The sequence below is a fragment of the Microbacterium sp. F2E genome, from assembly GCF_020905435.1.
In the GTDB taxonomy this organism is placed as follows: domain Bacteria; phylum Actinomycetota; class Actinomycetes; order Actinomycetales; family Microbacteriaceae; genus Microbacterium; species Microbacterium lacticum.
The window spans coordinates 117,891-144,179 of sequence record NZ_JAJJIB010000005.1 but is presented as its reverse complement, the minus strand read 5'-3'; the positions used below and the strand labels follow the sequence as shown (position 1 = coordinate 144,179).

General features: G+C 71.9%; 22 protein-coding genes. 8 read left to right on the top strand and 14 right to left on the bottom strand.

From position 1 onward, the window contains the following. Positions 1–35: 35 nt before the first annotated feature. The 4 genes from LOK55_RS06120 to LOK55_RS06105 form a co-directional block, all read right to left on the bottom strand. Positions 36–929 carry a hypothetical protein gene (locus tag LOK55_RS06120; RefSeq protein ID WP_229934668.1) on the bottom strand — a complete coding sequence of 298 codons (894 nt, stop codon included), beginning with the start codon at positions 927–929 and terminating at the stop codon, positions 36–38. Continuing rightward, on the bottom strand, positions 926–2,140 hold the full coding sequence (locus LOK55_RS06115; RefSeq protein ID WP_229934667.1) for an amidohydrolase: 1,215 nt from the start codon (positions 2,138–2,140) through the stop codon (positions 926–928). The genes LOK55_RS06120 and LOK55_RS06115 overlap by 4 nt, the downstream gene beginning before the upstream one ends. A gap of 244 nt (positions 2,141–2,384) precedes the next feature. Further along, on the bottom strand, positions 2,385–3,578 hold the full coding sequence (locus tag LOK55_RS06110; protein ID WP_229934666.1) for a LacI family DNA-binding transcriptional regulator: 1,194 nt from the start codon (positions 3,576–3,578) through the stop codon (positions 2,385–2,387). Between the two features lies 1 nt (position 3,579). Next, entirely contained in the window at positions 3,580–5,322 is a 1,743-nt protein-coding gene (locus tag LOK55_RS06105; protein WP_229934665.1) for a glycoside hydrolase family 13 protein, read from the bottom strand. Between the two features lie 85 nt (positions 5,323–5,407). Between LOK55_RS06105 and LOK55_RS06100 the strand changes: the two genes are divergently transcribed. Together LOK55_RS06100 and LOK55_RS06095 are read left to right on the top strand one after the other, a co-directional pair. Further along, positions 5,408–5,926 (top strand): adenine phosphoribosyltransferase, encoded by a 519-nt coding sequence (locus tag LOK55_RS06100; protein WP_229934664.1) that lies wholly within the window; start codon positions 5,408–5,410, stop codon positions 5,924–5,926. Between the two features lie 69 nt (positions 5,927–5,995). Then, positions 5,996–7,603, top strand: a complete 1,608-nt coding sequence (locus tag LOK55_RS06095) for a chromosome partitioning protein (RefSeq protein WP_229934663.1) — start codon at positions 5,996–5,998, stop codon at positions 7,601–7,603. 15 nt (positions 7,604–7,618) lie between these two features. Here LOK55_RS06095 and hpxO read toward each other — a convergent pair whose 3' ends face one another. From hpxO to uraD, 3 genes are all read right to left on the bottom strand, one after another. Continuing rightward, positions 7,619–8,812, bottom strand: a complete 1,194-nt coding sequence (gene hpxO / locus LOK55_RS06090) for an FAD-dependent urate hydroxylase HpxO (protein WP_229934662.1) — start codon at positions 8,810–8,812, stop codon at positions 7,619–7,621. A gap of 63 nt (positions 8,813–8,875) precedes the next feature. Then, positions 8,876–9,196, bottom strand: a complete 321-nt coding sequence (gene uraH, locus LOK55_RS06085) for a hydroxyisourate hydrolase (protein ID WP_196324757.1) — start codon at positions 9,194–9,196, stop codon at positions 8,876–8,878. Between the two features lies 1 nt (position 9,197). Next, positions 9,198–9,695 carry a 2-oxo-4-hydroxy-4-carboxy-5-ureidoimidazoline decarboxylase gene (gene uraD / locus LOK55_RS06080; RefSeq protein WP_196324758.1) on the bottom strand — a complete coding sequence of 166 codons (498 nt, stop codon included), beginning with the start codon at positions 9,693–9,695 and terminating at the stop codon, positions 9,198–9,200. A 126-nt stretch (positions 9,696–9,821) separates the two neighbouring features. Between uraD and allB the strand changes: the two genes are divergently transcribed. The 5 genes from allB (at position 9,822) to LOK55_RS06055 (ending at position 16,593) form a co-directional block, all read left to right on the top strand. Further along, positions 9,822–11,183 carry an allantoinase AllB gene (gene allB, locus LOK55_RS06075; RefSeq protein ID WP_229934686.1) on the top strand — a complete coding sequence of 454 codons (1,362 nt, stop codon included), beginning with the start codon at positions 9,822–9,824 and terminating at the stop codon, positions 11,181–11,183. After that, the gene (locus LOK55_RS06070; RefSeq protein WP_229934661.1) at positions 11,180–12,265 is read left to right on the top strand and encodes an acetamidase/formamidase family protein; all 1,086 of its coding nucleotides are present in this window, start codon (positions 11,180–11,182) and stop codon (positions 12,263–12,265) included. Before allB ends, LOK55_RS06070 begins: the two co-directional genes overlap by 4 nt. 106 nt (positions 12,266–12,371) lie before the next feature. Then, positions 12,372–13,946, top strand: a complete 1,575-nt coding sequence (locus tag LOK55_RS06065; RefSeq protein ID WP_229934660.1) for an AtzH-like domain-containing protein — start codon at positions 12,372–12,374, stop codon at positions 13,944–13,946. Next, entirely contained in the window at positions 13,943–15,202 is a 1,260-nt protein-coding gene (locus tag LOK55_RS06060) for an alanine--glyoxylate aminotransferase family protein (RefSeq protein WP_308066643.1), read from the top strand. The genes LOK55_RS06065 and LOK55_RS06060 overlap by 4 nt, the downstream gene beginning before the upstream one ends. Before the next feature lie 62 nt (positions 15,203–15,264). Further along, entirely contained in the window at positions 15,265–16,593 is a 1,329-nt protein-coding gene (locus LOK55_RS06055; protein WP_268252357.1) for a Zn-dependent hydrolase, read from the top strand. Between the two features lie 84 nt (positions 16,594–16,677). Here the strand turns inward: LOK55_RS06055 and LOK55_RS06050 are convergent, their stop codons facing one another. Continuing rightward, the gene (locus LOK55_RS06050) at positions 16,678–17,295 is read right to left on the bottom strand and encodes a TIGR00730 family Rossman fold protein (RefSeq protein ID WP_196323523.1); all 618 of its coding nucleotides are present in this window, start codon (positions 17,293–17,295) and stop codon (positions 16,678–16,680) included. Between the two features lie 93 nt (positions 17,296–17,388). On the opposite strand from LOK55_RS06050, the gene LOK55_RS06045 reads away from it, so the two are divergent. Continuing rightward, positions 17,389–18,756, top strand: a complete 1,368-nt coding sequence (locus LOK55_RS06045) for an amidohydrolase family protein (RefSeq protein WP_229934658.1) — start codon at positions 17,389–17,391, stop codon at positions 18,754–18,756. Between the two features lie 170 nt (positions 18,757–18,926). On the opposite strand, the gene LOK55_RS06040 is transcribed toward LOK55_RS06045, so the two are convergent. The 6 genes from LOK55_RS06040 to LOK55_RS06015 are packed head-to-tail and all read right to left on the bottom strand — an operon-like array spanning position 18,927 to position 26,240. Next, a complete protein-coding gene (locus LOK55_RS06040; RefSeq protein ID WP_196323521.1) occupies positions 18,927–19,823 on the bottom strand; it encodes an ABC transporter permease in 897 nt (298 codons plus the stop codon). Beyond that, positions 19,823–20,647 (bottom strand): ABC transporter permease, encoded by an 825-nt coding sequence (locus tag LOK55_RS06035; protein WP_196323520.1) that lies wholly within the window; start codon positions 20,645–20,647, stop codon positions 19,823–19,825. The genes LOK55_RS06040 and LOK55_RS06035 overlap by 1 nt, the downstream gene beginning before the upstream one ends. 1 nt (position 20,648) lies before the next feature. Beyond that, the gene (locus LOK55_RS06030; protein ID WP_196323519.1) at positions 20,649–21,470 is read right to left on the bottom strand and encodes an ABC transporter ATP-binding protein; all 822 of its coding nucleotides are present in this window, start codon (positions 21,468–21,470) and stop codon (positions 20,649–20,651) included. A 4-nt stretch (positions 21,471–21,474) separates the two neighbouring features. Beyond that, a complete protein-coding gene (locus tag LOK55_RS06025; RefSeq protein ID WP_196323518.1) occupies positions 21,475–22,578 on the bottom strand; it encodes an ABC transporter substrate-binding protein in 1,104 nt (367 codons plus the stop codon). A gap of 45 nt (positions 22,579–22,623) precedes the next feature. Further along, positions 22,624–25,440, bottom strand: a complete 2,817-nt coding sequence (locus LOK55_RS06020) for a molybdopterin-dependent oxidoreductase (protein WP_229934657.1) — start codon at positions 25,438–25,440, stop codon at positions 22,624–22,626. Continuing rightward, positions 25,437–26,240 carry an FAD binding domain-containing protein gene (locus LOK55_RS06015; protein WP_229934656.1) on the bottom strand — a complete coding sequence of 268 codons (804 nt, stop codon included), beginning with the start codon at positions 26,238–26,240 and terminating at the stop codon, positions 25,437–25,439. Before LOK55_RS06015 ends, LOK55_RS06020 begins: the two co-directional genes overlap by 4 nt. Positions 26,241–26,289 lie beyond the last annotated feature (49 nt).

Here is a 26,289-nt window from a genome sequence, read left to right as displayed (position 1 = left end):
GAGCTTGCGGGAGTGCGCTTGTGTCCGGCCCGCGATCAGCCGCCGGCGGCGAAGTAGTAGAGCACGGCGGTGACCGTGGAGCCGTCGGTGTCGGCGATCATGCTGTACTGCACGGGCGGGCCGGCCGACGAGCGCGACTGGTCGAAGATGAACCGGATCGAGCCGACGTTGCCGCGCGGAACCTCCTGGCTCGGCCCGGCGGCGCGCACCGCCGTCACCGGCGAGCCGATCTTCAGTCCGTGCTCGGCGGTCATCGAGATCGGGCCGACCTCGTTGCGCGAGAAGGTGGCGTACGACGGCTGGGTGAACGTCGCGCGCTGCGCGCCGCCCGTGCCGTCGACCATGTCGTAGAGCAGGAAGCCCTCCCACTGGTACACCGTGTAGTCGGGGTAGCTGCTGCCGTCGCCCGGCTCGACGCGCTGCGTCGGTGCCGCGCCGAACGCCGCGGTGAGCTCCGTGACCGCGTCGGCGGCCTTGTCGCGCCACTCGTAGGAGAAGACCGTCTTGGCGTTCTTGTCGACGAGGGTGAAACCCGTGCCGCCGAACTTCAGCGCGACCGGAACGCCGACCGCGTCGGAGGATGCCGAGGGGCTCGGCGACGGCTGAGCGGTGGGCGCGGCCGTCGACGCATCGCTCGACGGCGTGTCTGCGGGGGAGGCGGTCGACGAGCCGCGGGTCAGGGCGAACCCGAGCGTCACGACGACGGCGACCAGCAGCACACCCGCGACGATCCCGAGGATCAGCGGCGTGCGCGAACCACCCTCGCCGTCGCCCTGTCCGCCCGACTCGCGGGGCGGCTTCGGCGGCTTCGGAGTCTTCGGCGGCTTCGGCTCCTTGGGGGGTTTCGGCTCTTTGCGCGGGCGGGGCGCCGGCGTCTCGTTGCCGCTCGGCTCGGGGGCGTCGGGCAGCCCGAGGTCGGCCCAGCTCATGCGAGGAACTCCCGCGCGGCCACCACGAGGGCGTCGACGCCGCGCTCGATCGTCGGGTGGAGGACGGGCGCGAAGAACGGCGAGTGGTTCGTCGGGATCTCCTCGTTGATCGCGCCGCGCGCGTACGCGTCGGCGAAGCGCTCCGGGTCGACGCCGCCCCAGAACCAGTAGACGAGCGGCACGCCGGCCTCGCGGGCGAACCACGAGACGTCCTCACTGCCGGTGAACATGCCCGGGTCGACGACGATGCCCTCGCCGAAGGCACGTTCCCACGCGGCGACGAGGCGCGCCGTGGCATCCCCGTCGTTGATCGTCGGGGGCAGGGAGTGGAGCGTGGTGATGACCGGCTCCTCGGTCGCGCCGGATGCCTGGGCCTCGGCCCGCACGACGCGTTCGACCCGCGCCATCACGTCGGCGCGGGCGTCGTCGTCGGGGTAGCGGAGGCTCAGCTCGAGCGTCGCCTCGGCGGGGATGATGTTGTTCTTCAGGCCCGCGTGGATCGCGCCGACGGTCACGACCGCCATCTCGCGCGGGTCGATCTCGCGCGAGACGATGGTTTGCAGGCGCATGACGGTGGCGGCGGCCATGACGACCGGGTCGATCGTCGCGTGCGGGCGTGAGCCGTGTCCGCCGCGACCGAGGAGGCGCACGGTCAGGCCGTCGGACGCCGCCATCTGCGTGCCCGGGCGCACGCCGATCGTGCCCGCCGGGAGCGGGGTCAGGTGCTGGCCGAGCACGATGTCGGGCTTCGGGAATCGGTCGAGCACGCCGTCGGCGATCATCGCCTGCGCGCCGGCGCCGTACTCCTCGGCGGGCTGGAAGACGGCGACGACGGTGCCCGACCATTCGTCCTTCGTGGCGAGGAGACGTTCGAGGGCGCCCAGCATCGCCGTCACGTGCATGTCGTGTCCGCACGCGTGCATGACGGGGACGTCGGTGCCGGCGGGATCGATGCCCCGCGCCGTGGAGGCGTAGGCGAGGCCGGTCTGCTCCTCGACGGGGAGGGCGTCCATGTCCGCGCGCAGCCAGACCACCGGGCCGTCGCCGTTCCTGATCGCCGACGCGGCGCCGGTCTTGCCGAGCCCCTCGACGACCTCAAGCCCGAGGACTCCGAGTTCGCGCGCGATGACGCCGGCCGTGCGCGTCTCCCGGAACGAGAGTTCGGGGTGGCGGTGCAGGTCGATGTACAGGGCCTCGAGGTCGATGCTCACCCTCCGACTGTAACCGGCGGCGCTGTTTTCGGCCTGTACGGGTTTGCGGCCTGGGCGGGGGCTCGGGAGGGCAGGCCGGAGTCCGGGCGGACGGGATTTCGGACGGCAGGGGGTCGGGGCGGGCAGGCGGGAGTCCGGGCGAGCGGGCGTACGTAACGTCGGAGATTCGGGTCGTGAACGGCCGGTCGAATCGGTTCGGGGGGCTCGCGCGTCCGGGATCTCCGACGTTGTGAACGGGGGGAGGTCAGGAACGAGGGGGTGGGGCGGTGGTGCCGCGGGTGACGAGGGCGAAGGGGAGGGATGCGTCGACCTCGGATCCGTCGAGTGACTCGCTGCCGCCGGGTGCGCCGAGACCGCCGGGTGCGGCGAGACCCGCGGGTGCGCCGAGACCCGCGGGCGCGGCGAGACCCGCGGGCGTGCCGGGGGCGTCCGCGGGTGGGCCGGGGTCGGGGGCGCCCGCGGCGGGGCGGCCGAGGGCGGCGAGGATCGCGTCACCCGCTCGCTCGCCCTGGGCGTGCGGGAACTGGTCGATCGTCGTCAGGCCGAACAGCTCCGCCAGGTCGTGGCCGTCGACGCCGATCACGGAGAGGTCTTCGGGCACGCGCAGTCCGAGGTCGCGCGCCGCGGTCAGCACGCCGTAGGCCATCTCGTCCGAGGCCGCGAAGATCGCCGTCGGGCGGCGAGCCGCGCCGGTGCCAGCATCCGCCGCGCCGCCCCCACCGCCGCGGAGCAGCGCGACGGCCGCGCGGCGCGCGCCGTCGACGGTGAAGTCGCTCTCGACGAACCGGGCCGCGGCGCCTGCCGCGGCCATCGCCGCCTCGAACCCGGCGCGCCGCCGGGTCGGGATGTCGTACGCCGGCGCCCGACCGGCGACCTCCGCCCCGACGCTCTGGCCGATGTGCACGATCTCGCGGTGCCCGAGCGCCAGCAGGTGCTCCGCGGCCGCGCGGCCCACGGCGGTGTCGTCGACCCGCAGGGCGGGCAGCTCGCCGCGGGGCACACCGAGGCCCACGACCGGCAGGTCGAGCGTCTCGAGCGCCACGACCTCGTCGTCGGTGAGCGCCACCGACAGCACGATCAGGCCGTCCACGCGCCCGCGGCGCAGGGAGGTCTCGAACAGCCGGCGGCGCTGCGCCGGGTCATCTGTGAGGTTGTACAGCGTGAGGTCGTACCCGCGCGGGGCGAGCCGCGCCGCGATGCCGTCGAGCACCGTCGCGAAGAACCACCGGTCCATGAGGGGCACGATCACGCCGATGTTCTCGGCGCGGCCCGACGCGAGCGACGATGCGGTGGCGGATGCCACGTAGCCGAGCGCGTCGGCCGCCGCCCGCACCCTCTGCCGGGTCGCCTCCGACGTGCGCCCGCGCCCGCTCAGGGCACGCGAGACCGTCGCCGTGGACACTCCGGCGGCGCGGGCGACATCGTCGAGGCTCGCCACGTCAGTCGGCGAGCATCCAGACCGCGGTGTCCACGGGCAGCGCGCCCGCACGTCCGGATGCCTGCAACGGCCCGCTCGAGACGAGCACCGTGCCGGCGGGGAGGGGCACCGAGGCATCCGAGGCGTTCGCGATCACGGTCACATTCCCGTTGCGGAATGCGATGACGTCGTCGCCGTAGCCGTCGAGCCAGGTGAGCTCGCCGGCTCCGAGACCCTCCGCGCGTCGCGTCGCGAGCAGCTGGCGGTAGAGCCACAGCGTCGAGTCGGGGTCGCCCTCCTGCGCGTCGCGCGCGAGCGCCGCCCATTCGGCCGGCTGCGGCAGCCACGAGGCGCCCGTCGTGTTGAAGCCGTACGCGGCGCCGTCCGCCGTCCACGGAATCGGCACGCGGCAGCCGTCGCGCCCGTAGCGCTCGCCGTCGGTGCGGAACCAGGTCGGGTCCTGCCGCACCTCGCCCGGCAGCTCGATGACCTCCGGCAGTCCGAGCTCCTCGCCCTGGTAGACGTAGGCCGAGCCGGGCAACGCGAGCATCACCGTCGTCGCCGCTCGGGCACGCCGCAGCCCCACCTCGGGGATCGGCTGACCCGGAGAAGACGGCCCGATGCCGTGGCCCTGCGGGTTCTCGGCGGTCAACGCGAGGCGCGACGCGTGCCGCACGACGTCGTGGTTCGACAGCACCCACGTCGCCGGCGCGCCGACGGCGGGGAACGCGCGCAGCGACTCGGAGATCACCTCGCGGATCGCCGGGGCGTCCCACTCGGTCATGAGATACGGGAAGTTGAATGCCTGGTGCATCTCGTCGGAGCGCACCCACTCCGCCGTCCGGTCGACGGTCGGCAGCCACGCCTCGGCGCACAGCGCCCGATCGCCGTCGTACTCGGCGAGCACGCGGTGCCAGTCGCGGTAGATCTCGTGCACGCCGTCCTGACCCCAGTACGGCACGTCGTCGTCGCCACCGCCCATGCTGTCGGCGTCGACGGCCGGCACGTGGTCGGGCAGCCCGTCGGTCTTGACGAGCCCGTGCGCCACGTCGACGCGGAAGCCGTCGACGCCGCGGTCGAGCCAGAAACGCAGGATGCCTCGGAACTCGTCCTGCACCTCGGGGTTCGCCCAGTCGAAGTCGGGCTGGGTCGTGTCGAACAGGTGCAGGTACCACTGCCCGGGCGTGCCGTCGGGGTTCGTCGTGCGGGTCCACGCGGGGCCGCCGAAGACCGACTCCCAGTTGTTGGGCGCCTCGTCGCCGGCCGGTCCGCGCCCGTCGCGGAAGAGGTAACGGGCGCGCGCCGGGCTGCCGGGTTCGGCGGCCAGGGCCTCTTGGAACCACACGTGCTGGTCGGAGGAATGGTTCGGCACGAGGTCGACGATGACGCGGATGCCCCGGGCGTGCGCCGCGGCGAGCATCGTGTCGAAGTCGTCGAGGGTGCCGAACAGGGGGTCGATGTCGCGGTAGTCGGCGACGTCGTAGCCGGCGTCGTGCTGTGGCGAACGGTAGAAGGGGCTCAGCCAGACGGCGTCGACGCCGAGCGAGCGCAGGTCGTCGAGGTGCGCGGTGACGCCGGGGAGGTCGCCGATGCCGTCGCCGGAGGCATCCGCGAACGAGCGGGGGTAGATCTGGTAGATCACGGCGGTGCGCCACCACTCGGCGCCGGGGTGGTTGCCGCGCAGGTCGGGCACCTCGGCGGTGGCCGCGGGGGAGGCCTCGGCGGGGGGCGGGGAGATCAGGGTGGAGGTCGGCTGCGACGTCATGCGCTCCAGTGTAAGCGCTTACGCAACCCGGTCGGTCGACGGCCGGGGCGCGCAGAGCCCCCTGCGGCGCGCGTACGCTGGTCCGGTGACGTCACAGGCCCTCCAGCGCGCCGAATCGCTCATCGCGACCATCCCCGACTTTCCCGAACCCGGCATCCTCTTCCGCGACATCTCGCCGCTCCTCGCGAATGCCGACGCGCTCCGCGCCTCGGTCGACGCGCTGATCGAGCCGTTCGCCGGTCAGTTCGACGTGGTCGCCGGCATCGAGGCGCGCGGCTTTCTGCTCGCCGGAGCCGTCGCGATCGCGGCCGGCGTGGGCATGGCCCCGATCCGCAAGGCCGGAAAGCTCCCGCGGCCGGCAGCCTCGGTCGACTACGCCCTCGAGTACGGCCGCGCGTCGATCGAGATGAGCGACGACCTCACGCCGGGGACGCGCGTGCTGCTCGTCGACGACATCCTCGCCACCGGCGGCACACTGCGCGCCGGTCAGCAACTGCTGGCCGAGCTCGATCTGAAGCTCGCCGGCACCGCCGTGCTGATGGAACTCATCGAGCTCGACGGTCAGGCGGCCTGCGGGCCGGTGCACTCCGTGTTCCAGGTCTGAGGACGTTTCGGGGCTGAGGACGCCGGGGTGGGATACTCGGGAACGCCAGAACGCGACAGAAAGGCCCCCGTGGGAACCGCCACCTTCGAACCGACCGTGCACTACACCTCGAGCACCGTGGCGCAGATCCACGTCTCCGGTGAGATCGACGAGGTCTTCGCGTCGACCGAGGAGGGGCTGCGCGCCCGCGTCGTCGAGGCGATCCGCCTGCTGGCGGCCTCGGCCGGCGAGCCCGTGACCGCGATGGTCGTCGACGGCGAGGTGCGCTGGCCCCTGATCGTGCACCCCGACGGCAGCTTCATCGAGGCGACCGCGCTCGCCGAGACCGAGGACGGCGAGCCCGCCTCGGCCCCGCGCCCGCTCCGCACCGGCGAGGTGCCCGTGGTGACCGGTGGCCCGGCGCCCGAACCCGCCGCAGAGCCCGAGGGTGATCTCACCGCAGATGTCGCCGGGTCGGACGAGACCCGCGATGAGGCGGCGGTGGTGATGGATGCCCCCGAGGCACCCGAGCCCGAAGCCGTCGCCGCCGAGGCGCCGGCGGCGCAGCTCGCGCAGGTTCCTGCCGTGCCCGCGCCCGAGGCGCCCGCCGTCGAGGCCCCCGCCGCCGGCACTCCCGGCGTCGAGACGCCCGCCCCCGAGGCATCCACCCCCGCCGCGCCCCTGCGCAGCACCACGCCGCGCACCGCGACGGCCCGCCGCGACACCGTCCGCGAGGGCGTGCACCGCGACCCCGTGCAGCGGGCGACGCCGACCGTCGAGGACCTCCTCGGTTCGCGCGCCGACCGCGTGAAGCCGCGCGCGACCGAGGGCTGGCAGGGCGCGATCCGGCGGGCGACCGCCGGCGCCGTCTCGCCGCGGCCCGGCAAGGCCGAGCAGTCGCGCCTCGACCGCGAGCGGCTCGTGCAGCGCCGGCTCGACGGTCCGCGCACGATCGTGATCCTGAACCCCAAGGGCGGGGCGCACAAGACGACCTCGACGCTGCTCCTCGCGGCGACGTTCGGCACGCAGCGCGGCGGCGCGACCCTCGCGTGGGACAACAACGAGACCCGTGGCACGCTCGGCTGGCGGGCGCAGAATGCGCCGCACCACCGCACCGCGGTCGACCTCCTCGAGCACCTCGACTCGTTCGCCGAGCCGAGCCAGGCGAGCCTCGCCGCGCTCGACACCTACGTGCGCACGCAGGTCGACGCGCGCTTCGATGTGCTCGCCTCCGATGAGGATGCCGCGGCGTCGTCGTCCATCGACGCGGCCGCCTTCGACCGGCTGCACGGTGTGCTCTCGCGGTACTACCGGCTGCTGATCGTCGACACCGGCAACAACATGCGCGCCTCGAACTGGGTCGCCGCGGTGTCGGCCGCCGACCAGCTCGTGATCGTCTCGACCGTGCGTGAGGACACCGCCGCCTCGGCGGCGTGGCTGCTCGACGGACTGCGCGAGAAGGGCTTCGACCAGAAGATCGACGAGGCCGTCACGATCCTCGCGGCGCCCTCGGCCAAGCCCGACCGCAAGCTCGCGGAGCGCCTCGAGCGCCACTTCGCGCAGGTGACCGCCGACGTCGTGCACGTGCCCTTCGACGCCGCGCTCGTCGACGGCGGCCCGATCGACTTCGACGCGCTGTCGCCCGAGACGCGCGATGCCTGGCTCACGGTCGCGGCGGCGATCGCCCAGCGACTCTGACCCGCGCCTCGCGGCTCAGACCGCGCGCAACCCGCCGCCGAGGTCGACCGGCGTGCCGTCGATGTTGCCCACGATCCCGCGGATGATGCCAACACCGTCGGCGCCGCGCAGACTCTCGTACCAGGCCTCCGTGGCGTCCACGTCGAACGCGTGCGTCTCGTAGCCGCGCTTGCGCGCCCGCAGCACGAGGTCGCCCGCGCGCTCTGCGCGCATCTGCTCGTAGCGCTTCAGGGTGTCTTCGACGCTCACCGTGTTCGTCGCGAAGGCGATGCCGAGCGCGAAGGCATCCTCGAGCGCCGAGCACGCGCCCTGCCCGATGTCGGGCGCCGTGTTGTGCGCCGCATCGCCGAGGATCGCAACGCGCCCTTTCGCCCACGTCGAGAACGGCGTGATGTCCCAGATCTCGACGCGATTGAGGGATGCCTCGGGATCGATGGCATCCACCAGTGCCTGCACGCCGGGAGCCCACCCGTCGAACGCCGCCCGCAGCGGTGCGACGCCGTCGGCGCGGTCGTACTCGAGCCCCGCCGGCTGCGGCACGTCGAACCAGAAGTAGAACCGGTCGCCCGCGACGGGCATGACCGCCGCGCGCTTGCCGTCGGCGACGTAGGTGGTCCACGCCGTGTCGCGGCCGATCGCGTCATCCGCCGGGATCAGCCCGTTGAAGTTGGTGTACCCGGAGTACTCGCGCACGATCTCGGGCGCGCCCTCGGGCTGCACGTAGTCGCGCGTGATCGAGCGCGCGCCGTCAGCGCCGATCAGCAGGTCGCCCGTGTCGGTCGTGCCGTCGGCGAAGGTCACCGTGACCTGCGTGCCGTCATCGGCGATACCGACCACCTGCCGCCCGAGGTGGATGCGATCCAACCCGACGCGCTCCATCAGCAGCGCCTGCAGGTCGGCGCGGGCGACGGGGTAGGGCTTCTGCCCTGCCATCGCCGTGACCGGGGCGAGCGAGAAGTCGCACATCGTCTCACCGGTGTGTCCATCGAGGTAGACCATGTCGGCCATGTCGCCGCCGAGGGCGGCGACTTCGGCGCCGACGCCGAGCCAGTTGAGCACCTTGACACCGTTGGACCACAGCGACAGCGCCGCGCCGACCGGCTTGTTCTCACGCATCCGGTCGTAGATGACGATGTCGTGTCCGAGTTTTGTGAGCGCGATCCCTGCGCTCGTTCCGCCGATGCCCGCGCCCACGATGATGACCTTCACATCCGCAGGCTACGGAGGCTGTGTCACCGTCAGGTTTCGTCGCGCTACCGGGGCGTTACGCCCTCACGACCCGCGATACGTCGAATACGCGAACGGGCTCAGCAGCAGCGGCACATGGTAGTGCGGACGGTCTGCGACGGTGAACGCGACCGTGACCGAGGGGTAGAAGGTCTCGACTGCCTGCGCAGCGAAGTACGGCCCGGTGGAGAACGTCAGCGAGTAGTCGCCCGGCTCCAGCGCGTCCGGACCGAGCGCGAGCCGCCCGTCGGCGTCGGTCTGCCCCGACGCGAGGGCGGCGCCGTCGGGCCCCGCCAGGGTCACTGCGACACCCGTCGCGGGCACACCCGCGGTCGCGTCGAGGATGTGGGTCGTGAGGTGGGTCATGTCAGTCCTCCAGGCTCGAGCGCAGACGCAGCAGCGCGATCTGGCGCAGCTGGTCGCGCGCCTCGGCGGCTTCGGTCGCGTCGTCGTTGCCGAGCCGGCGGCGCACTTCGGCGAGCATCTCGTCGGCGCTGCGGCCCGCGGCACGGATGAGGAACACGCGCCCGAACCGGGCCTCGTAGTCGGCGTTGGCCTGTGCCATGGCATCCGTCGTCGACACGGATGCCCTCGCCATCGCCGCCTGCTCACGGGTGCTCGCTGCGGCTTCCGCCCCCGACCCCGCGGGCTTCTGCCCGATGCGCGGGTGGTGAGCGAGCGCGGCATCCAGGTCGGCGTCGGTCCAGCTGCGGGCGAGCGCGTCGGCGCGCGCGGCAGCCTCGTCGACCGAGGCGTACGGCCGTGCCGCGACGACCGCGTCGACCCACGTGGTGACCGCCGCCCACACCGCGACCGTCGCCGTCGCCGTCTCGCGGTCGGTGTCGTTGAACTCGTCGAGTCTCATGCACCGACCGTATCGCCGCGGCGTTTCGGCCCCGTAACAGCGGTGAGCGAAACACGCGGGAAACGCGGGCTGGGTACCGTCGTGATCGACAGCCCGAACCAGGGCTTCAGCACCCAGGAGGTCCACGTGTCGGAACTGGTGATCCGTGCGGAGCGCGCGTGGATCGACGGTGCGTTCCGCCCGGCCGAGGTCGTCGTGCGCGGCGGCGTCATCGCCGACGTGGGGGTGCCCCACGGTGCCCCGCGCGGCGCTGTCGAAGTGCCCGAGGATGCGGCCCTCGTCCCCGGTCTCGTCGACTCGCACGTGCACGTCAACGAACCCGGCCGCACCGAATGGGAGGGCTTCCGGTCGGCGACCCTCGCCGCGGCCGCGGGCGGCGTGACGACCCTCGTCGACATGCCGCTCAACTCGATCCCGCCGACGACGACGACCGAGGCCCTCGAGATCAAGCGGGCGGCGGCCGCGGCATCCGCCTATGTCGACATCGGGTTCTGGGGCGGCGCCGTCCCCGAGAACCTCGGTGCGCTCGGGCCGGTCCACGACGCCGGGGTGTACGGGTTCAAGTGCTTCCTCGTACCGAGCGGCGTTGACGAGTTCGGCCACCTCGATCGCGCCCAGCTCGACCGGGCGATGGCCGAGGTCGCGTCGATCGGCTCGCGCCTGATCGTCCATGCGGAAGACCCCGACCTCCTTTCCGGTGACGGGTCGCTCGGGCGCGGCTACGCCGCCTTCCTCGCGTCGCGCCCGCCGGCGAGCGAGGAGGCCGCGATCGACGCCGTCATCGCCGCCGCGCGGCGTCACGGCGCACGCGCCCACATCCTGCACTTGAGCGACGCCCGGGCTCTGCCCGCGATCGCCGCGGCGAAGGCCGACGGGGTCGACCTCACCGTCGAGACCTGCCCGCACTACCTGACGATCACCGCCGAGGAGATCCCCGACGGCGCGAGCGAGTTCAAGTGCTGCCCGCCGATCCGCGAAGCGGGCAATCAGGACCTGTTGTGGCAGGGCATCCTCCACGGAACGATCGACGCGATCGTGAGCGACCACTCGCCCTCTACGGTCGACCTCAAGCGCTCGGGGAACGGCGACTTCGGTCTCGCGTGGGGCGGCATCGCCGGCCTGCAGGTGGGGCTCTCGGCCGTCTGGACCGAGGCGCGCCGCCGCGGCATCCCGCTCGACACCCTCCTGCCGCTGTTCACGACCGGTCCCGCCAGGGTCGCAGGTCTCGCGGATGCCGGTGAGATCGTCGTCGGAGCGCCGGCGCACCTCGTGGTGTTCGGCGTCGACGACGAACTGCGGATCGACGCGCGGGCCCTGCACCACCGCAACCCGATCTCCGCCTACGACGGCAAGCTCCTCACCGGACGCGTGCGCCGCACGTGGCTGCGCGGGCAGAGCGTGTACGACGCGAGCGAAGGCGGCGCCGGCGAGGCGCCGTGGCTGAGGCGCCCACCGGCGGGCCGCCTCCTGTCGAGAGGAACGGCGTGAGCGAGATCCTGCAGCCCGGAATCGGGCCCATCCCCGGCGACCACTACGTCGCCGCATCGCAGCAGACGGTGCTGTGGGGGAGGCTTCCGTGCGAGACGGATGCCCCGGTGCTCGCCGTCCCGGCGGGGGCCACCGTCACGTTCGACACGGTCAGTCACGAAGGCATCCTGCCTGATCAGGGGCAGGATCCGCTCGACTACTTCACGGGTCACGGGGTCGCGCCCGAGGCGGTGCTCACCGACGCGATCGAGATCGCGGCATCCGCCCCCCGTGATGCCGTCGCCGACGGGCCGCACGTGATCACCGGGCCGGTGTTCATCGAGGGAGCCGAGCCCGGCGACCTCCTCAAGATCACGGTCGTCGCTCTCGCGCCGCGCGTGCCGTACGGCGTCATCTCGAACCGGCACGGCAAGGGCGCTCTCCCCGGCACACTGCCGCGCGGCCCCGAGAACGTCAGCGTCTTCACACCGGTGGTCGGCGGCGCCGGACGCCTGCCGCTCGTCGAGGGTGGTGAGCGCGTCGTGGGCTTTCCGCTCGCGCCGTTCCTCGGCACGATGGGCGTCGCCGTAGCGGGTCCGGAGCGCCCGCACTCGGTGCCCCCCGGGTCGCACGGCGGCAACATCGACATCAACCTTCTCGTGGAGGGCACGGTCCTGTACCTGCCCGTGCAGGTGCCGGGCGCCCTCGCCTACGTCGGCGACCCGCACTTCGCGCAGGGCGACGGCGAAGTAGCCCTGACGGCGCTCGAGGCATCCCTGCGCGCGACGCTGCGCTTCGAGGTCGTGCCGCGCGCCGAGGCGCTCGCCGCCTTCGGCGAGGTCACCGGCCCCCTCGTGCGGACGGGCGAGTACCTCGTGCCGACGGGCCTCGACCCCGACCTCAACGAGGCGATGCGCAAGGCAGTGCGCGCGGCGCTCGACCTGCTCGCAGCCCGGTACGGCATGGCCGAGCACCTCGCCTACGCGTACCTGTCGGCGGCCACCGACTTCGACATCTCGCAGGTCGTCGACATCGTGTGCGGCGTGCACGCCCGCATCCGCGAGGCCGACTTCGCCGGCGTCGAGACGGCGGGTGACGCGTGAGCGCGGCGCATAACTCAGGCTGTTGGGGGCTCAAGCCGGGGTTTCGACGTCCGCGGGCGGGGTTCTGCCTGAGTTGTGCGCCCGCGTCGGCGGAGAGGGGTGACGCATGACCGAGATCCCCGCCGACCTGCGCGCGGCTTTCGACGCGTACGAGGCCGCGATCCTCGCGAACGACCTCGATGCGCTGGATGCCGCGTTCGCGCCCGGCGCCGAAACGATGCGCGGCGACGGTGCGGGCCTGCTCGTCGGGCACGACACGATCAGCGCGTTCCGCGGCGTGCGCGGCGGGGTTCCGCCCCGGACGATCGAGCGCATCGAGTACCGCCCGCTGGCAGACGACGTCGCGCTGCTCGTGTCGGTCTCGCGCTTCCGCGGTGGTGGCACGGGACTGCAGACGCAGGTCTGGGAGCGCCTCGACGGGCGCTGGCTCATCACGGCCGCCCACGTCACGCCGCGCGCGCAGGCGCTCGACCGGTCGGTCTGGCGCTCGGTCGGCGACCCGCTGTTCCAGGGCGCGTGGGACGGTCCGCTGGAAGGTCTCACCGTCGCCGTCAAGGACCTCTTCGCCATCAAGGGCTACCGCATCGGCGCGGGCAACCCCACCTACCTCGACTCGGCGCGTGCCGAAACGACGACGGCTCCGGCGGTGGCCGACCTGCTCCGCGGCGGCGCGTCGCTGCGCGGCATCGCCCGCACCGACGAGTTCGCCTACTCGATCGCGGGCGACAACGCGCACTACGGCACCCCGCCGAACGCAGCCCTCCCGGGAGCCCTGCCCGGCGGCTCGTCGAGCGGACCGGCGACGGCCGTCGCGACGGGCCAGGCCGACATCGGCCTCGCGACCGACACCGCCGGATCCGTGCGCGTGCCCGCGTCGTACCAGGGGCTGTGGGGTCTGCGCACGACGCACGGGCTCGTGCCGAGGCAGGGCCTGCTGCCCCTCGCGCAGAGCTTCGACACCGTCGGCTGGCTCACGCGCGACGGTGAGACCCTGCAGCGCGTCGCAGACTGGTGCCTCAGCTACGACGGGTCGGACTCCACTGAGTCGGTCTTCGGCGAGTCCGGCGCCGACCTGCCGTGGCGCTTCGTGATGCCAGCTGAGGCCCTGGATGCCGCGGATCCCGCCACGCGCGCCGCGTTCGAAACCTTCGTCGCGGCATCCGATCTGCCCGTCGAGACCGCCTCGATCGGCGACCTCGACGACTATCTGGTGCCGTTCCGCACGGTGCAGGGCGCGGAGGCCTGGCGCAACAACGGCGACTGGCTACGCGCGCATCCGGGCGCGACGGGCCCGGCCGTCGCAGAGCGCTTCCGGGCGGCCGCCGCCGTCACGGCCGCCGACGAGGCTGCCGCCCGCGCCGCCCTTGCGTCGCTGCGCGCGCGGCTCACTGACCTCGTGACGGATGCCGTCTTGATTTTGCCGACCGCGCCTGGCCCCGCCCCCGCGCGGACGGCCGGCGGCGAGGGCATCGACGCCGTGCGCCAGGCCACGCTGCGGCTCACGACTCCCGCCGCCGTCGCGGGGCTGCCCGCCCTGTCGGTGCCGCTGCTGACGGTCGCCTCGCCCCTTGGCCCCGCCCCCGTCGGCGTCTGCCTCATCGCACGCGCCGGGACTGACATCGCCCTCGTGCGGCAGGGCCTCGCCCTGCACGCCCTCACCACCGGAACGGAAGCACCATGACCACCGTCATCCCCGGCCCTGCTATCCCCGGCCCTGCTATCCCCGGCCCTGTGGACCCGCCCGCACGCCTGCTGATGGGCCCTGGCCCCATCTCGGCCTACCCCAGCGTCCTGCGCGCGATGTCGGCACCGCTCGTCGGGCAGTACGACCCGTTCATGACGACCGCGATGGCCGAGACGCAGGAGCTGTATCGGGCCGTCTGGAACACCACCAACGACGCGACCCTGCTGGTCGACGGCACGAGCCGCGCCGGCATCGAGGCGGCCATCGTCTCGCTCGTGCGCCCCGGCGACCGCGTGCTCGTGCCCGTCTTCGGCCGGTTCGGGCACCTGCTCGCCGAGATCGCCGAGCGCGCGCAGGCCGAGGTGCACACGATCGAGACCGAGTGGGGACAGGTGTTCCCGGCATCCGTCATCGAAGAGGCGATCGTCCGCGTGAAGCCCACCCTGCTCGCGCTCGTGCAGGGCGACACCTCGACGACGATGAACCAGCCGCTCGAGGACATCGGCGCGATCTGCGCCCGCCATGGGGTCCTGTTCTACTCCGACGCGACCGCGTCGCTCGGCGGCAACGCGTTCGATGCGGATGCGTGGGGACTGGATGCCGCGACCGCCGGCCTGCAGAAGTGTCTCGGCGGGCCGTCGGGCTCGTCGCCGATCACGCTGTCGGAGCGCGCCGTCGAGGTCATCCGCTCGCGCGGCCGCATCGAGGCCGGCATCCGCGAGCCCGGCGACCCGAGCGCGCCCGACTTCGTGCGATCGAACTACTTCGACCTCGGGATGATCCTCGACTACTGGGGTCCGCGGCGCCTCAACCACCACACCGAGGCGACGAGCATGCTGTACGCGGCGCGCGAGTGCGCGCGCGTGCTGCTGCTCGAGGGGCGCGACGAGGTCATCGCCCGGCACGAGCTCGCCGGGCGAGCGATGCTCGCGGGTGTGCGGGGCCTCGGCCTCGGCGTCTTCGGCGACGTCGCGCACAAGATGAACAACGTCGTCGCTGTCGAGATCCCAGGCGTGCCGGGGGATGCCGCGCGTTCGGCCCTGCTGGAGGACTTCGGCATCGAGATCGGCACCTCGTTCGGACCCCTGCATGGACGCGTCTGGCGTATCGGGACGATGGGCTACAACGCCCGCAAGGACGCCGTGCTCACGACGCTCGCGGCGCTCGAGGCCGTGCTGCGGCGGTTCGGGGCAGCCGTGCCCGCGGGCGGCGGTGTCGAGGCGGCCGCAGACATCTACGCGGCGGCCGCGTGAGCGCGTCATCTCGCCTGCTCACCGCGTCGCCGGACGCCGTCGCGGCCGCCGCGCGCCGCGTCATGGCGCGGTGCGACGAGCTCGCCCGCGTCACCGCGACGCCCGGGCGCATCGAGCGCGTCTACCTCTCGCCCGAGCACGCCCGCGTCAACCGACTGGCCGCCGAGTGGATGCGCGAGCTCGGCATGCGCACGTGGCAGGATGCCGCCGGCAACCAGGTCGGGCGGATCGAGACGGTCGGGGGTCGTCAACCTCGCAGTATGTCACGAACTCCGCAGAATATCGCTGGATCTGTGCGGAGTTCGCGCGAATCTGCGGAGTTCGTGAGCGCGCTCGGCGATGTCCCCGCCCTCCTGCTCGGGTCGCACCTGGACACGGTCATCGACGCGGGCCGCTTCGACGGCATCGCCGGCGTGCTCATCGCGCTCGAGGTCGTGCGGCTGCTGCGGGTTCCGACCGAGGGCGGCTGGGCCGTGCCGCTGCCGTTCCCGATCGAGGTCGTCGCCTTCTCCGACGAAGAAGGCACGCGGTTCGGCAAGGCGCTGCTGGGCTCGTCGGCGGTCGCCGGCTCGTGGAACGACGCGTGGTGGACGCTGACGGATGCCGAAGGGGTGAGCCTGCGGCAGGCGTTCCTTGAGTTCGGGCTCGACCCGGCGCGTATCGGCGAGGCGGCCCGCCGCCCCGACGAGCTCGTCGCCTACCTCGAGGCCCACATCGAACAGGGACCCGCGCTCGACCGCGCCGGGGAGCCCCTCGCGGTCGTGTCGTCGATCGCGTCGGCGCGCCGGTTCCAGCTCGTCGTCGAGGGTGAGGCGCGGCATGCCGGCGGCACTCCCTACGACATGCGCCACGATGCCCTGCTGGGCGCAAGCGAGGCGGCGCTCGCCGTCGAGCGCGTCTGCGCCGCGGAGCACCACATCATCGGCACGGTCGGCCGGTTCGAGGCCTTCCCCGGTGCCGTCAACGTGATCCCCGGCGAGGTGCGGTTCTCGCTCGATCTGCGCGGCGAGTTCGACGGCGAACGCGACCGCGTGTGGGACGTGCTCTCGCGCGACCTCGACGAGATCATGGGCGGCCGCGGACTGCGCTGGTCGGCCCGCGAGGTGCACAGCGCCCCGGCGGTGTTCTGCGCCCCTCTGCTGCAGGACGTCGTGGCCGCCGGCATCCGTGCGACCCTGCCCGTGCGCTCCGACGCGGCGCCCGTGCTGTTCAGCCCGGCTGGCCACGACGGCATGGCGCTCGGTGCGATCACCGACGTGGGGATGCTGTTCCTGCGCAACCCCGACGGCATCAGCCATCACCCCGACGAATTCGTGTCGGCGGGCGATGTGGCCCACGGCATCCGCGCCCTCGCCGAGTCGATCCTGCACCTCGCCGCCGAGCCGCGCTGACCCGCTGACCCGCCGCGCTGCGCTGACCCTCCGCGCCCCGCTGACCCTCCGCGCCGCGCTGACCCTCCGCGCCGCGCCGCCGCGTCAGGGACGCACGGGCAGCGACAGCGCGCCGGTCATCTCGGCGCCGGGCGATGCCTCGCTGCGCGCCGGGGGCACGTAGTCGCGCAGCCGCGCGAGGGCCTCGCCGGCCTCCGTCGCCACGACGAGCATGTCGGTGTAGCGCGGGTGGGTGAAGCCGCGGTCGCGCATGTTCCCGACGAACGCGAGCAGCGGGTCGAAGTAGCCGTCGATGTTGAGCAGGCCGACGGGCTTGGTGTGGATGCCCAGCTGCGCCCACGTCCACTGCTCGGTGAGCTCCTCGAGCGTGCCGGGTCCGCCCGGCAGGGCCAGGAACGCGTCCGCCCGGTCGGCCATCATCATCTTGCGCTCGTGCATCGTGTCGACGATGACGAGCTCGGCGATGTTGTGGTTGACGGCCTCGCGCGCCTGCAGTGCGCGCGGGATGACGCCCGTGACGTGTGCGCCGGCTGCCACCGCGGCATCCGCCACCGTTCCCATGAGCCCGACATGCCCGCCGCCGTAGACGAGATTCATGCCGGCGCGACCGATCGCGGTGCCGACCGCGCGGGCGGCGTCGACGTAGATCGGGTCGAACCCCGGCGAGGATCCGCAGAAGACCGTGACTGTGAACCGTCCCATGCACCGACGCTAGAACCCTCGTGTTTCCGGGGTGTGCCTGCGTGTTTCCAGGCCGTGACAGCGCGGAAACATCGCCCGGATACCGTGACGAGCATGTCTCTCCTCGTCACCCACGCGCGTCTCATCACGATCCCCGCCGGCACCGCCGACCCCGGGTACATCGAAGACGGCTGGATGCTGATCGAAGACGGCCGCATCGCCGCGATCGGCTCGGGAACGCCGGATGCCACGGCCGACGAGACCCTCGATGTCGCGGGCGCCTTCGTCGCGCCCGGCTTCGTCTCGAGCCATTCGCACCTGTTCACCAGCGGCCTGCGCGGCCTCGGCGTCGCCGACACGCTCTACGGCTGGTGCGACGCGATGCTCGGCACGACCGCCCACATGACGCCCGAGCAGCTGTACTGGTCGACGCTGCACGGATCGCTCGACTTCCTGTCCAACGGCGTCACGACGGCGTACAACTTCACCGACCCGCTGCAGGCGTGGGAGTCGATGGTCGACGGCAAGCGCACGGGCACCGCGGGCATCCGCGGACTCGAGTACCACTACCGGCAGGCCGACGGGACGCTCGACGCGGGCATCCGCTTCGTGGATGCCTCGGGCATGGATGTCACGGTCGGCAGCTCCGACGAGGTGTTCGACCGCTTCGCCGCCGAGGTCGCGCACACCCGCGCGATGGACGCCGATTTCGCCCTCGGCTCGTCGATCATGGGCCAGGTGCAGTGGTCGCCGCACCCCGAGGCCGCCGAGTTCGAGGTCGAGGCGATGCGCCGCTACGGCGTGACGAACCAGGCGCACTTCCTCGAGTCGCCCGAGGCGGTCGAGCACCAGCAGTCCAAGTTCGCGCTGTATCGGGATGCCGGGGCGCTGGGCCTCGGGCTCATGTTCGGCCATTTCATCCAGACGACCCCCGAGATCATCGCCGAGTCGGTTGCAGGTGGCGCCTCGATGTCATGGCAGCCGGCATCCAACGGTCGCCTCGCGTCGGGTGTCGCGCTGGTGCCCGAGATGCTCGAGATGGGCATGAAGGTCGGTGTCGGGCTCGACGATCAGGCGTGCACCGACGTGAGTGACCCGTGGCAGAACATGCGCATGGGCATCTACATGCAGCGGGCACGCACGAAGGATCCGTTGTCGATGATGCCCGAGCTCATGCTGCGCCTGCACACCCTCGGCGGAGCCGAGATCATGGGCGTCGACGACCGCGTCGGATCGCTCGAGGTGGGCAAGTTCGCCGACTTCGTCGTCGTCGACCCGCGGATGCCGGATGTCGGGCCGCTGTGGCATCCCGTCCGCTCGTACGTGCTCGCGATGAGCCCCCGCAACCTCAAGGCCGTCTACGTCGGCGGCCGCCTCGTGAGCGAGAACGGGGTGTCGACCAACCCGCTGGCCGCCGAGGCGTCGGCGAAGGTGCACGAGCTGCCGGCATCCGTCATCCCGCTGCGCGGCCACCCACACTGAGTGGCCCGCGGCGCGGCATCCGTCCCGGGCCTGCCGCAGCATCCGTCCGCAGAACCATGTCCCAAAAAACGCTGGTTCAGCGCACCACACCCAACCATTTCTGGGACATGGTCGGCAATAAGTGGGACATGGTCTGCAATAAGTGGGACATGGTCGGCGATGAGCAGGGGTCAGCGGGACATGCCCATGCGCGTCAGGACGATGTTCTCGACGATCTGCACCAGGTTGTACAGCAGCAGCGTGATGATCGTGATCAGCGCGATCGACGACCACAGCTGCGCGAACTGCGCCTGCGCGTTGAACTTCAAGATCGACCCGCCGATGCCGGCGCCCGTCGACAGCCACTCGGCCAGCAGGGCACCGGTCACCGCCCCCGGCACCGAAACACGCGCCGCCGCGAAGATCGACGGCAGCGCTCCGGGCATGTTGACCTTGCGCAGCGCCATCAAGCGTCCACCGCCGAACACGTGCACGACGTCAAGGCTCTGCCGGCTCGCCCGGCTCAGCCCGAACAGCACGTTCGCGAGCGCGGGGAACAGCACGACGATCGTGCCGATGACGGCGACCGATGCCGTGGTGCCGCGCCCCGTCATCAGGATGATCACCGGCGCGATCGACACGAGGGGAATCGTCCGCAGCAGCAGCACGAGCGGCATGACACCCGCCTCGATTGCCTTCGACAGGCTGAACGCCACCGCCAGCACGATCGCGACGACCATGCCGACGACGAACCCGAGCGACGAGTCCACGAGCGTCTGCCCGACGAGCGGGAACAGCTGGGCGCGATTGGCTTCGGCATTCGCCGAAGCCAAGAGGAACTCCCACACGTCCAGCGGGCCCTTGGCGATGTACGGCGAGATGCCGGTGAGACTGACGACCGCCTGCCACAGCAGAAGCAGCACGACGATCGTGATCCCGGCGTTGCCGAGCGAGCGCAGCACCGTCTTGCGCAGTGCGCGCCGGCGCTCGGCGCGCAGGCGCGCCTGCGCCGCGGCATCCGCTGCCACGGCCAGCTGGACGGTGGCTCCTCCGGCGGTGACCGGATCGAGAGTTGCACGCGGAGACATCAGGCCGCCTTCCCAGCCACACCCGCGGCGCCTGCGACCCAGGGAGTGACGAGCTTGATCACGAGGCCGAACAGGCCGTACGCGGCGAGGGCGAACACGGCGCACAGCAGGAACACCGACCACACGCCGGCCGAGTCGAGTTGCCCCTGCAGGCGGATGAGTGTGGGCCCGACTCCTGCTGTGATCGAGCCGAGGTATTCGCCCAGCACGGCGCCGAGGAACGCGGTCGGCACGGCGATCTGCAGGGCGTTGAGGATCGCGGGCAGCGCCGCGATCAGCCGCACCTTGCGCAACTGCGTCCAGGCGCCGCCGCCGTAGACGCGGACGACGTCGAGGGCTGCCTTGTCGGCGGACTTGAAGCCGAGGATCGCGCCGACGACCGTCGTGAACACGCACACGAGCGCGGCGAGGAAGATCGCCGTCGCCGATGGGTCGCCGGGGTTCTTCGCGCCGCCGAGCACGACGACCGAGATGCCGCCGACCGCGACGACCGGCAGGCAGTAGGTGACGACCGCGATCTGGGTGATGACGGTCTCGGTGCGCGGGAAGACGAGCACGGATGTCGCGAGCACGAGTGCGATGCCGTTTCCCCACAGATACCCGATCGCGGCGGCCGTGATCGTCGGCTGGAACACGCTCCACGCGCCGGCGATGTTGCCCTGGATGAACAGCCAGTCGAACACGGCGTACGGCGAGGGAACGGGCGTGAAGGTCGTGCCCTCCTGCTGCTGGAACGCGAGCAGCGAGAACAGCCACCACGCGAGGACCAGCCCGACGCCTCCGAGCGTCGCGGCGAGCCAGCCGGGTATGCGAGCCTTGGTCACCTCACGCCTCCGCTTCGGCGTGCCCGTCCGCACCGAACAGCAGTTCGGATGCCCGGTCCACGAGCGCGTGGAACTCGGGCGTGCGCATCATCTCGGGGGTTCGCGGGCGCGGCAGGTCGACCTCGATGATCTCCTTGACCCGCCCGGGACGCGGCGACATGACGGCTACGCGGTCGGCGAGGAAGATGGCTTCGCTGATGCCGTGGGTGACCAGCAGCGTCGTCGCGGGCTTCTCGGTCCAGATGCGCAGCAACTCGAGGTTGAGGTTCTGGCGGGTCATGTCGTCGAGCGCGCCGAACGGCTCGTCGAGAAGGAGCACGGAGGGCTTGAGCACGAGGGCGCGCGCGATCGAGGCGCGCTGGCGCATGCCGCCCGACAGCTGCGCGGGCTTCGCGTTCGCGAAATCACGCAGGCCCACGAGGTCGATGAGCTCGTCGACGTAGGCCGTGTCGACGGGGCGACCGGCGACCTCGAACGGCAGCTCGATGTTCTTGCGGATGCTGCGCCAGGGCAGCAGCGCGTGGTCTTGGAAGGCGATGCCCAGCTCGCTCTTCGCGCGCAGCTGATCGGGCGTCTCGCCGTCGACGAGCGCCGTGCCGTCGGACGGGTGGTCGAGAGCTGCGAGGATGCGCAGGATCGTGGATTTGCCGCACCCGGACGGCCCGAGCAGGGCCAGGAATGACCCCTTCTCGGTGTGCAGGTCGGTGTTCTGCAGCGCCTGCAGCGACCTGCCCCCGCGCAGGGTGAACGACTTCGATACTCCGGAGATCTGGATGCCGGTGCCCGCGAGAGCACCGGCATCCAGGGTTTCTGCCATGGTCATGTTGTTACGGGAGGTACGACTTCAGGTCGGGGTTCTCGGCGTAGATCTCGTCGATGATCGTCGTGTCGAACAACTGGTCGGCCGTGAGGTCCCAGCCCGAGGCGGCGAGCGACGCGAGGGTCTGCGTCTTCAGGTCGTCCGAGATCGTGAACAGGCCGTTCGCCTCGGTCTCGTCCGTCGAGATCAGCTTCGCCTGGGCCTCGACGCCGGCCGCGACCTTGTCGGGGTCCAGGTCTCCGAAGGTGAGGTCACCGGCAGAGGCCGACTCGTTGTAGTACTTCGTCACGAGCGCGACGGTGTCGTCGATGGGCTGTGTGAAGGTATCCGTCCAGCCCTTGATCTCGGCGATCAGGAACGCCTTGATGAGGTCTTTGTTGTTCGCGAGGTAGTCGTCGGTCACGGCGTACGACTCGGCCACGTAGGGCAGGCCGTTCTCGGCGTAGGCGAGGTTCGTGACCTCGTAACCGGCCATCTCGACCGTGATGGCCTCATTGGTCAGGTATGCCATGAAGCCGTCGACGTCGCCGTTCATCAGCGGAGTCGGGTCGAAATCGACCGGGACGATCGTGAGCTGGTCCTCGGTGATGCCGTTGGCGGCGAGCAGGGCCTTGAAGACCGAGGCGTTCGAGTCCTGCACGCCGATCTTCTTGCCGATGAGGTCCTCGGGCGTCGCGATGCTCGCGCCGTCCTTCAGCGACAGGATCGTGAACGGGTTCTTCTGGAACGTCGTCGCGATGATCTTCAGCGGGGCATCCTGCTCGGCCACCGCAGCGCCGACCGAGGCAGCGTCGGTGAGGGCGAACTGGACCGAGCCGGAGAGCAGCTTCGCCACGCCCGTGTCGGGGCCGGCGACGCCGACGACGTTCGAGAAACCGGCCTCGTCGTAGTAGCCGTTGTCATAGGCGTAGAACTCGCCGGCGAACTCCTCGTTCTTGATCCACGAGTACTGAACGCTGATCTCGCCGAAGCCGGCGGAAGCGCCCGCGTCGCCCGAGGAGGACGCGGAGGGGGCGGCCGTCGACGAGCAGGCGGACAGGGCGAGCGCGGCGGCGGCCGCCAGCGCGAGGACGATTCCGCCGCGGCGGCGGATGGTGTGAGATGCGGGCATCGGGTCTCCTTGAGTGCTGTTGGTGCTCTCGTGACCCTAGGTCGCTTACGTTTCGGGCGTCCGTTCGGTGGTGTTTCCGGGATGTGACGAGTGTGCGAGACGCCACACGCGGTCGCGGCTGAAGGGCTGCGCGAAGGGCCGGATGCCCAGGGCGCGCGCGATCGCGTTGCCGATCGCGGGCGCCACCGGGTTGTACGGCGACTCGCTCATCGACTTCGCACCGAACGGGCCCAGATCGTCGCTCGTGTCGGCAAAGTACACCTCGGTGGTGGGCACGTCGGCGAACTGCGGCACGCGATACGTGCGGAAGACGGGCGTCGTGACCTTGCCCTCGGGCGAGACCATGACCTCCTCGTACAGCGCGCTGCCGATGCCCTGCGCGACGCCCCCCTCGATCTGGCCACGGCACTGCGCGGGGTTCATGACGAACCCGGCGTCCGCCGACTGGATCGACTGCAGGATGCGCACCGTACCGGTCGTCGGGTCGACGGCGACGCGCACGGCGTGCACGTTGAACGCGAGCGAGCGCTGCTCGCCCAGCTCGCTGCCGTCGGCTGTCAGCTCGCCGTCGGCGCACAGCTCGGCGAAGCCGACGAGGCCCGCGGGCGTGGCGACTCCCGTGGCGGTGAGTGAAGCGGATGCTGTGTCGGTGCCGGTCAGCGCCGCCGCGCGCTCGCGCATCCGCCGCGCGAGCGTCAGGCACGCGGCGTGCAGGGCCTTGCCCGCGACCGTGATGCCAGCCGAGGCGAACGCGCCGGTGTCATGCGCGACGGCGTCCGTGTCGGCGTGCCACAGCTCGATGCGGTGGAAGTCGGCGGCGAGGTCGGTCGCCCCGATCTGGCGCAGGACGGTCGTCGTGCCGTTGCCGAACTCGGCCGTGCCGGCCCGCAGCAGGTACGTGCCGTCGGCGCGCAGCGTCGCCGTCGTGTGCGCGATGTGGCCGAACGGCGCCATCGTCGCGATCATCGCGGCGGCCATTCCCTCGCCGACGAGCCAGCCGTCGGGGGCGGCCGCGCCGCCTCCGCGCGCCAGCGCATCCTGTGCGAGGTCGAGGCACTGGTCGAAGCCGTAGCTGCCCCACACGAGATCGTCGTGCCCGGGATCGTCGCCGGGCCGGATCGCGTTGATCCGCCGCAGGTCGAAGGGATCGATGCCGAGCCGTTCGGCGAGCATGTCCATCGCCGATTCGACGCCGAGCACGACCTGCCCGAGCCCGTACCCGCGGAACGCGCCGGACGGGATGTTGTTCGTGTAGACGACCTCGGCATCCACTCGCTTCAGCGGCACCCGGTAGATCGTCGTCGATTCGGCGAGCGAGTGGAACATGACACCGCGCGAGTGGTTGCCGTATGCGCCGGTGTCGCTCAGCAGGTCGATCTGCATCGCGGTGAGCCTGCCGGCGGCATCCGCACCGAGCGTGACGGCGACGCGCATCGGGTGCCGCACCGCGGCGCGCAAGAACTCGTCGGTGCGGGTGAACTCGTACGCGACCGGGAGCCCCGTACGCAGCACCGCGAGGGCGACGAGGTCTTCCGTGAAGATCTCCTGCTTGCCGCCGAAACCGCCGCCGAGCCTGGCCGCGTGTACACGTACGCGGTCACGCTCGAGGTCGAACAGGCGCGCGATCTCGTCGCGCGCAAGGAACGGCACCTGCGTCGACGAGCGGATGACCAGGCGCCCCTCGTCGTCGAGCCAGCCGACCGAACCGTGCGTCTCGAGCTGCGCGTGCGTCACGCGCGAGGTCTGCCACGTGCCGCTGACGGTCACGGCGCTTGCGGCGAGGGCGGATGCCACGTCGGGCCCCGCGTGCATGCTCGCGATGACGTTGCGGTGTGCCTCGTCGACGCGGTCCTCCGGGGTGCGATCGGGGTGGACGAGCGGCGCGCCGGGCATCCGCGCCTCGTCGGGGTCGAAGACCGCGGGGAGCACGTCGTAGGTGATCTCGACGAGGCGGCATGCGGCGTCCGCCGCTTCGGCCGTCTCGGCGACGACCGCGACGACGCGCTGGCCGATGTAGCGCACGACGTCGTCGAGCATGAGGGTGTCGTCGGGGTCGTCGGTACGGTGCTCGTGGCGACCCGACGAGTAGCGCACCTGCGGGACGTCCTCGTGCGTGAAGACGGCGACGACACCGGGCACCGCGCGCGCGGCGGTGGCGTCGATCGCGGTGACGCGCGCGTGCGCGTGCGGACTCGCGACGACGCGCAGCACGAGTGCGCGGGTGGCGGGGTGATTCGGTGGCAGATCGAACGTGAACGGCTCGCGGCCCTGCACGATGCGGCGCGCGGCCTCGGGGCGGGCGGAGCTGCCGACGTGCTGCGGGCCCGCGGCGTCGGGTGTCGGCGTCTGCGTCCTGGCGGTCGCTGCGGCGGGCCCCGTTGCCGGCGTCGTCGTCGCGGGCTCGGCCCGCGGCCCGGTCTCGCGCACGTCGCCGAGCACCGACGCGCGGATCGCCTCGCGGATGGGCCGATACCCCGTGCAGCGGCAGAGGTTGCCTTTCATGCGGCGATCGAGATCGTCGAGATCGTCGGCGCACAGCGTCGACGCCGTCACGGTCATGCCGGGCGTGCAGAATCCGCACTGGAAGCCGAAGCCGTCGGCAATCGCCTCCTGCACGGGGTGCAGCTCGTCGACGGGTGCGAGGCCGGCGGCCGTCGTGACGGCGCGGCCCTCGACACGCACGGCGGGGATCAAGCACGAGTGCACGGGCACCCCGTCCAGCAGCACCGAGCATGCGCCGCAGTCGCCCGCGTCGCAGCCCTTCTTGACCTCCGTGTGGCCCGCCTCGCGCAGCAGGGTCCGCAGGCACTGGCCCGCGCGGGGGTCGGCCTCGACCGCCTTCCCGTCGACGTCGAAGATCATGCGAGCTCCGCCCGGATGCGTGTCGCGAGCTCGACGCTGACCGCCCGCCGCCAGTCCGCTGCACCCAGCGGGTCGGTGTAATAGCCGGTGGCGGATGCCACGGCATCCGCCAGTTCGGACTCGGCAGGCAGTTGCGCGAACCGCAGCACCGTCGGCGTCGCCGTTGCCGCGGTGACGGCGAAGACGCTCGCACCGTCGCGGTCGACGCGGCCTGTCACGACGGCACCGGAGCGGCCGTGCTCGGCGAGGGCGATCTTGCGCAGCACGGCGCGCGAGGCGAGTGCATACGCGGGGATCTCGACGGCGCGGAGCACGTCGCCGCTGGTCAGGATGGTGGTGCCGTTGCCGGTGATGAGGTCCGCCACGGGTATCCGCTTCTCGCCGTCCCCTGACCAGACGACGGCGTCGGCGTCGAGTGCGACGCAGAGCGAGACCATCGCCGCGGCGCCGAAGGCGCGGCAGATGTTGCCCCCAACTGTCGCGGTGTTCCAGATCTTGAAGGATGCCAGTAGGGCGTTCGCGGCCGCCGGCACGAGGGAAGCCGCCGGCCAGTGCGTGGGCGCGGTTCCCGCCCACGCGACGAGGTTGGCGATCGTGCAGGTCGCCGCGATGTGCAAGCCCTCGGGGGTCTCTTCGAGGGCTGGCCAGTCGAGCCCGGTGAGGTCGACGAGGCCCGTCGTGGCGGGCTGGGGCTCGCTCATGATCCACGTGCCCCCGGCAAGGTATGCCTCGCCGGGGGCCAGTCGCAGGTCCTCGCGAGAGTGGGCGACGCGGTACGCCTGCACCGACGTGATGTCCATGTCGCCTTGCCCTCCGGATCGCTGTCATTGCTCGCTGTCGTGCCCGATC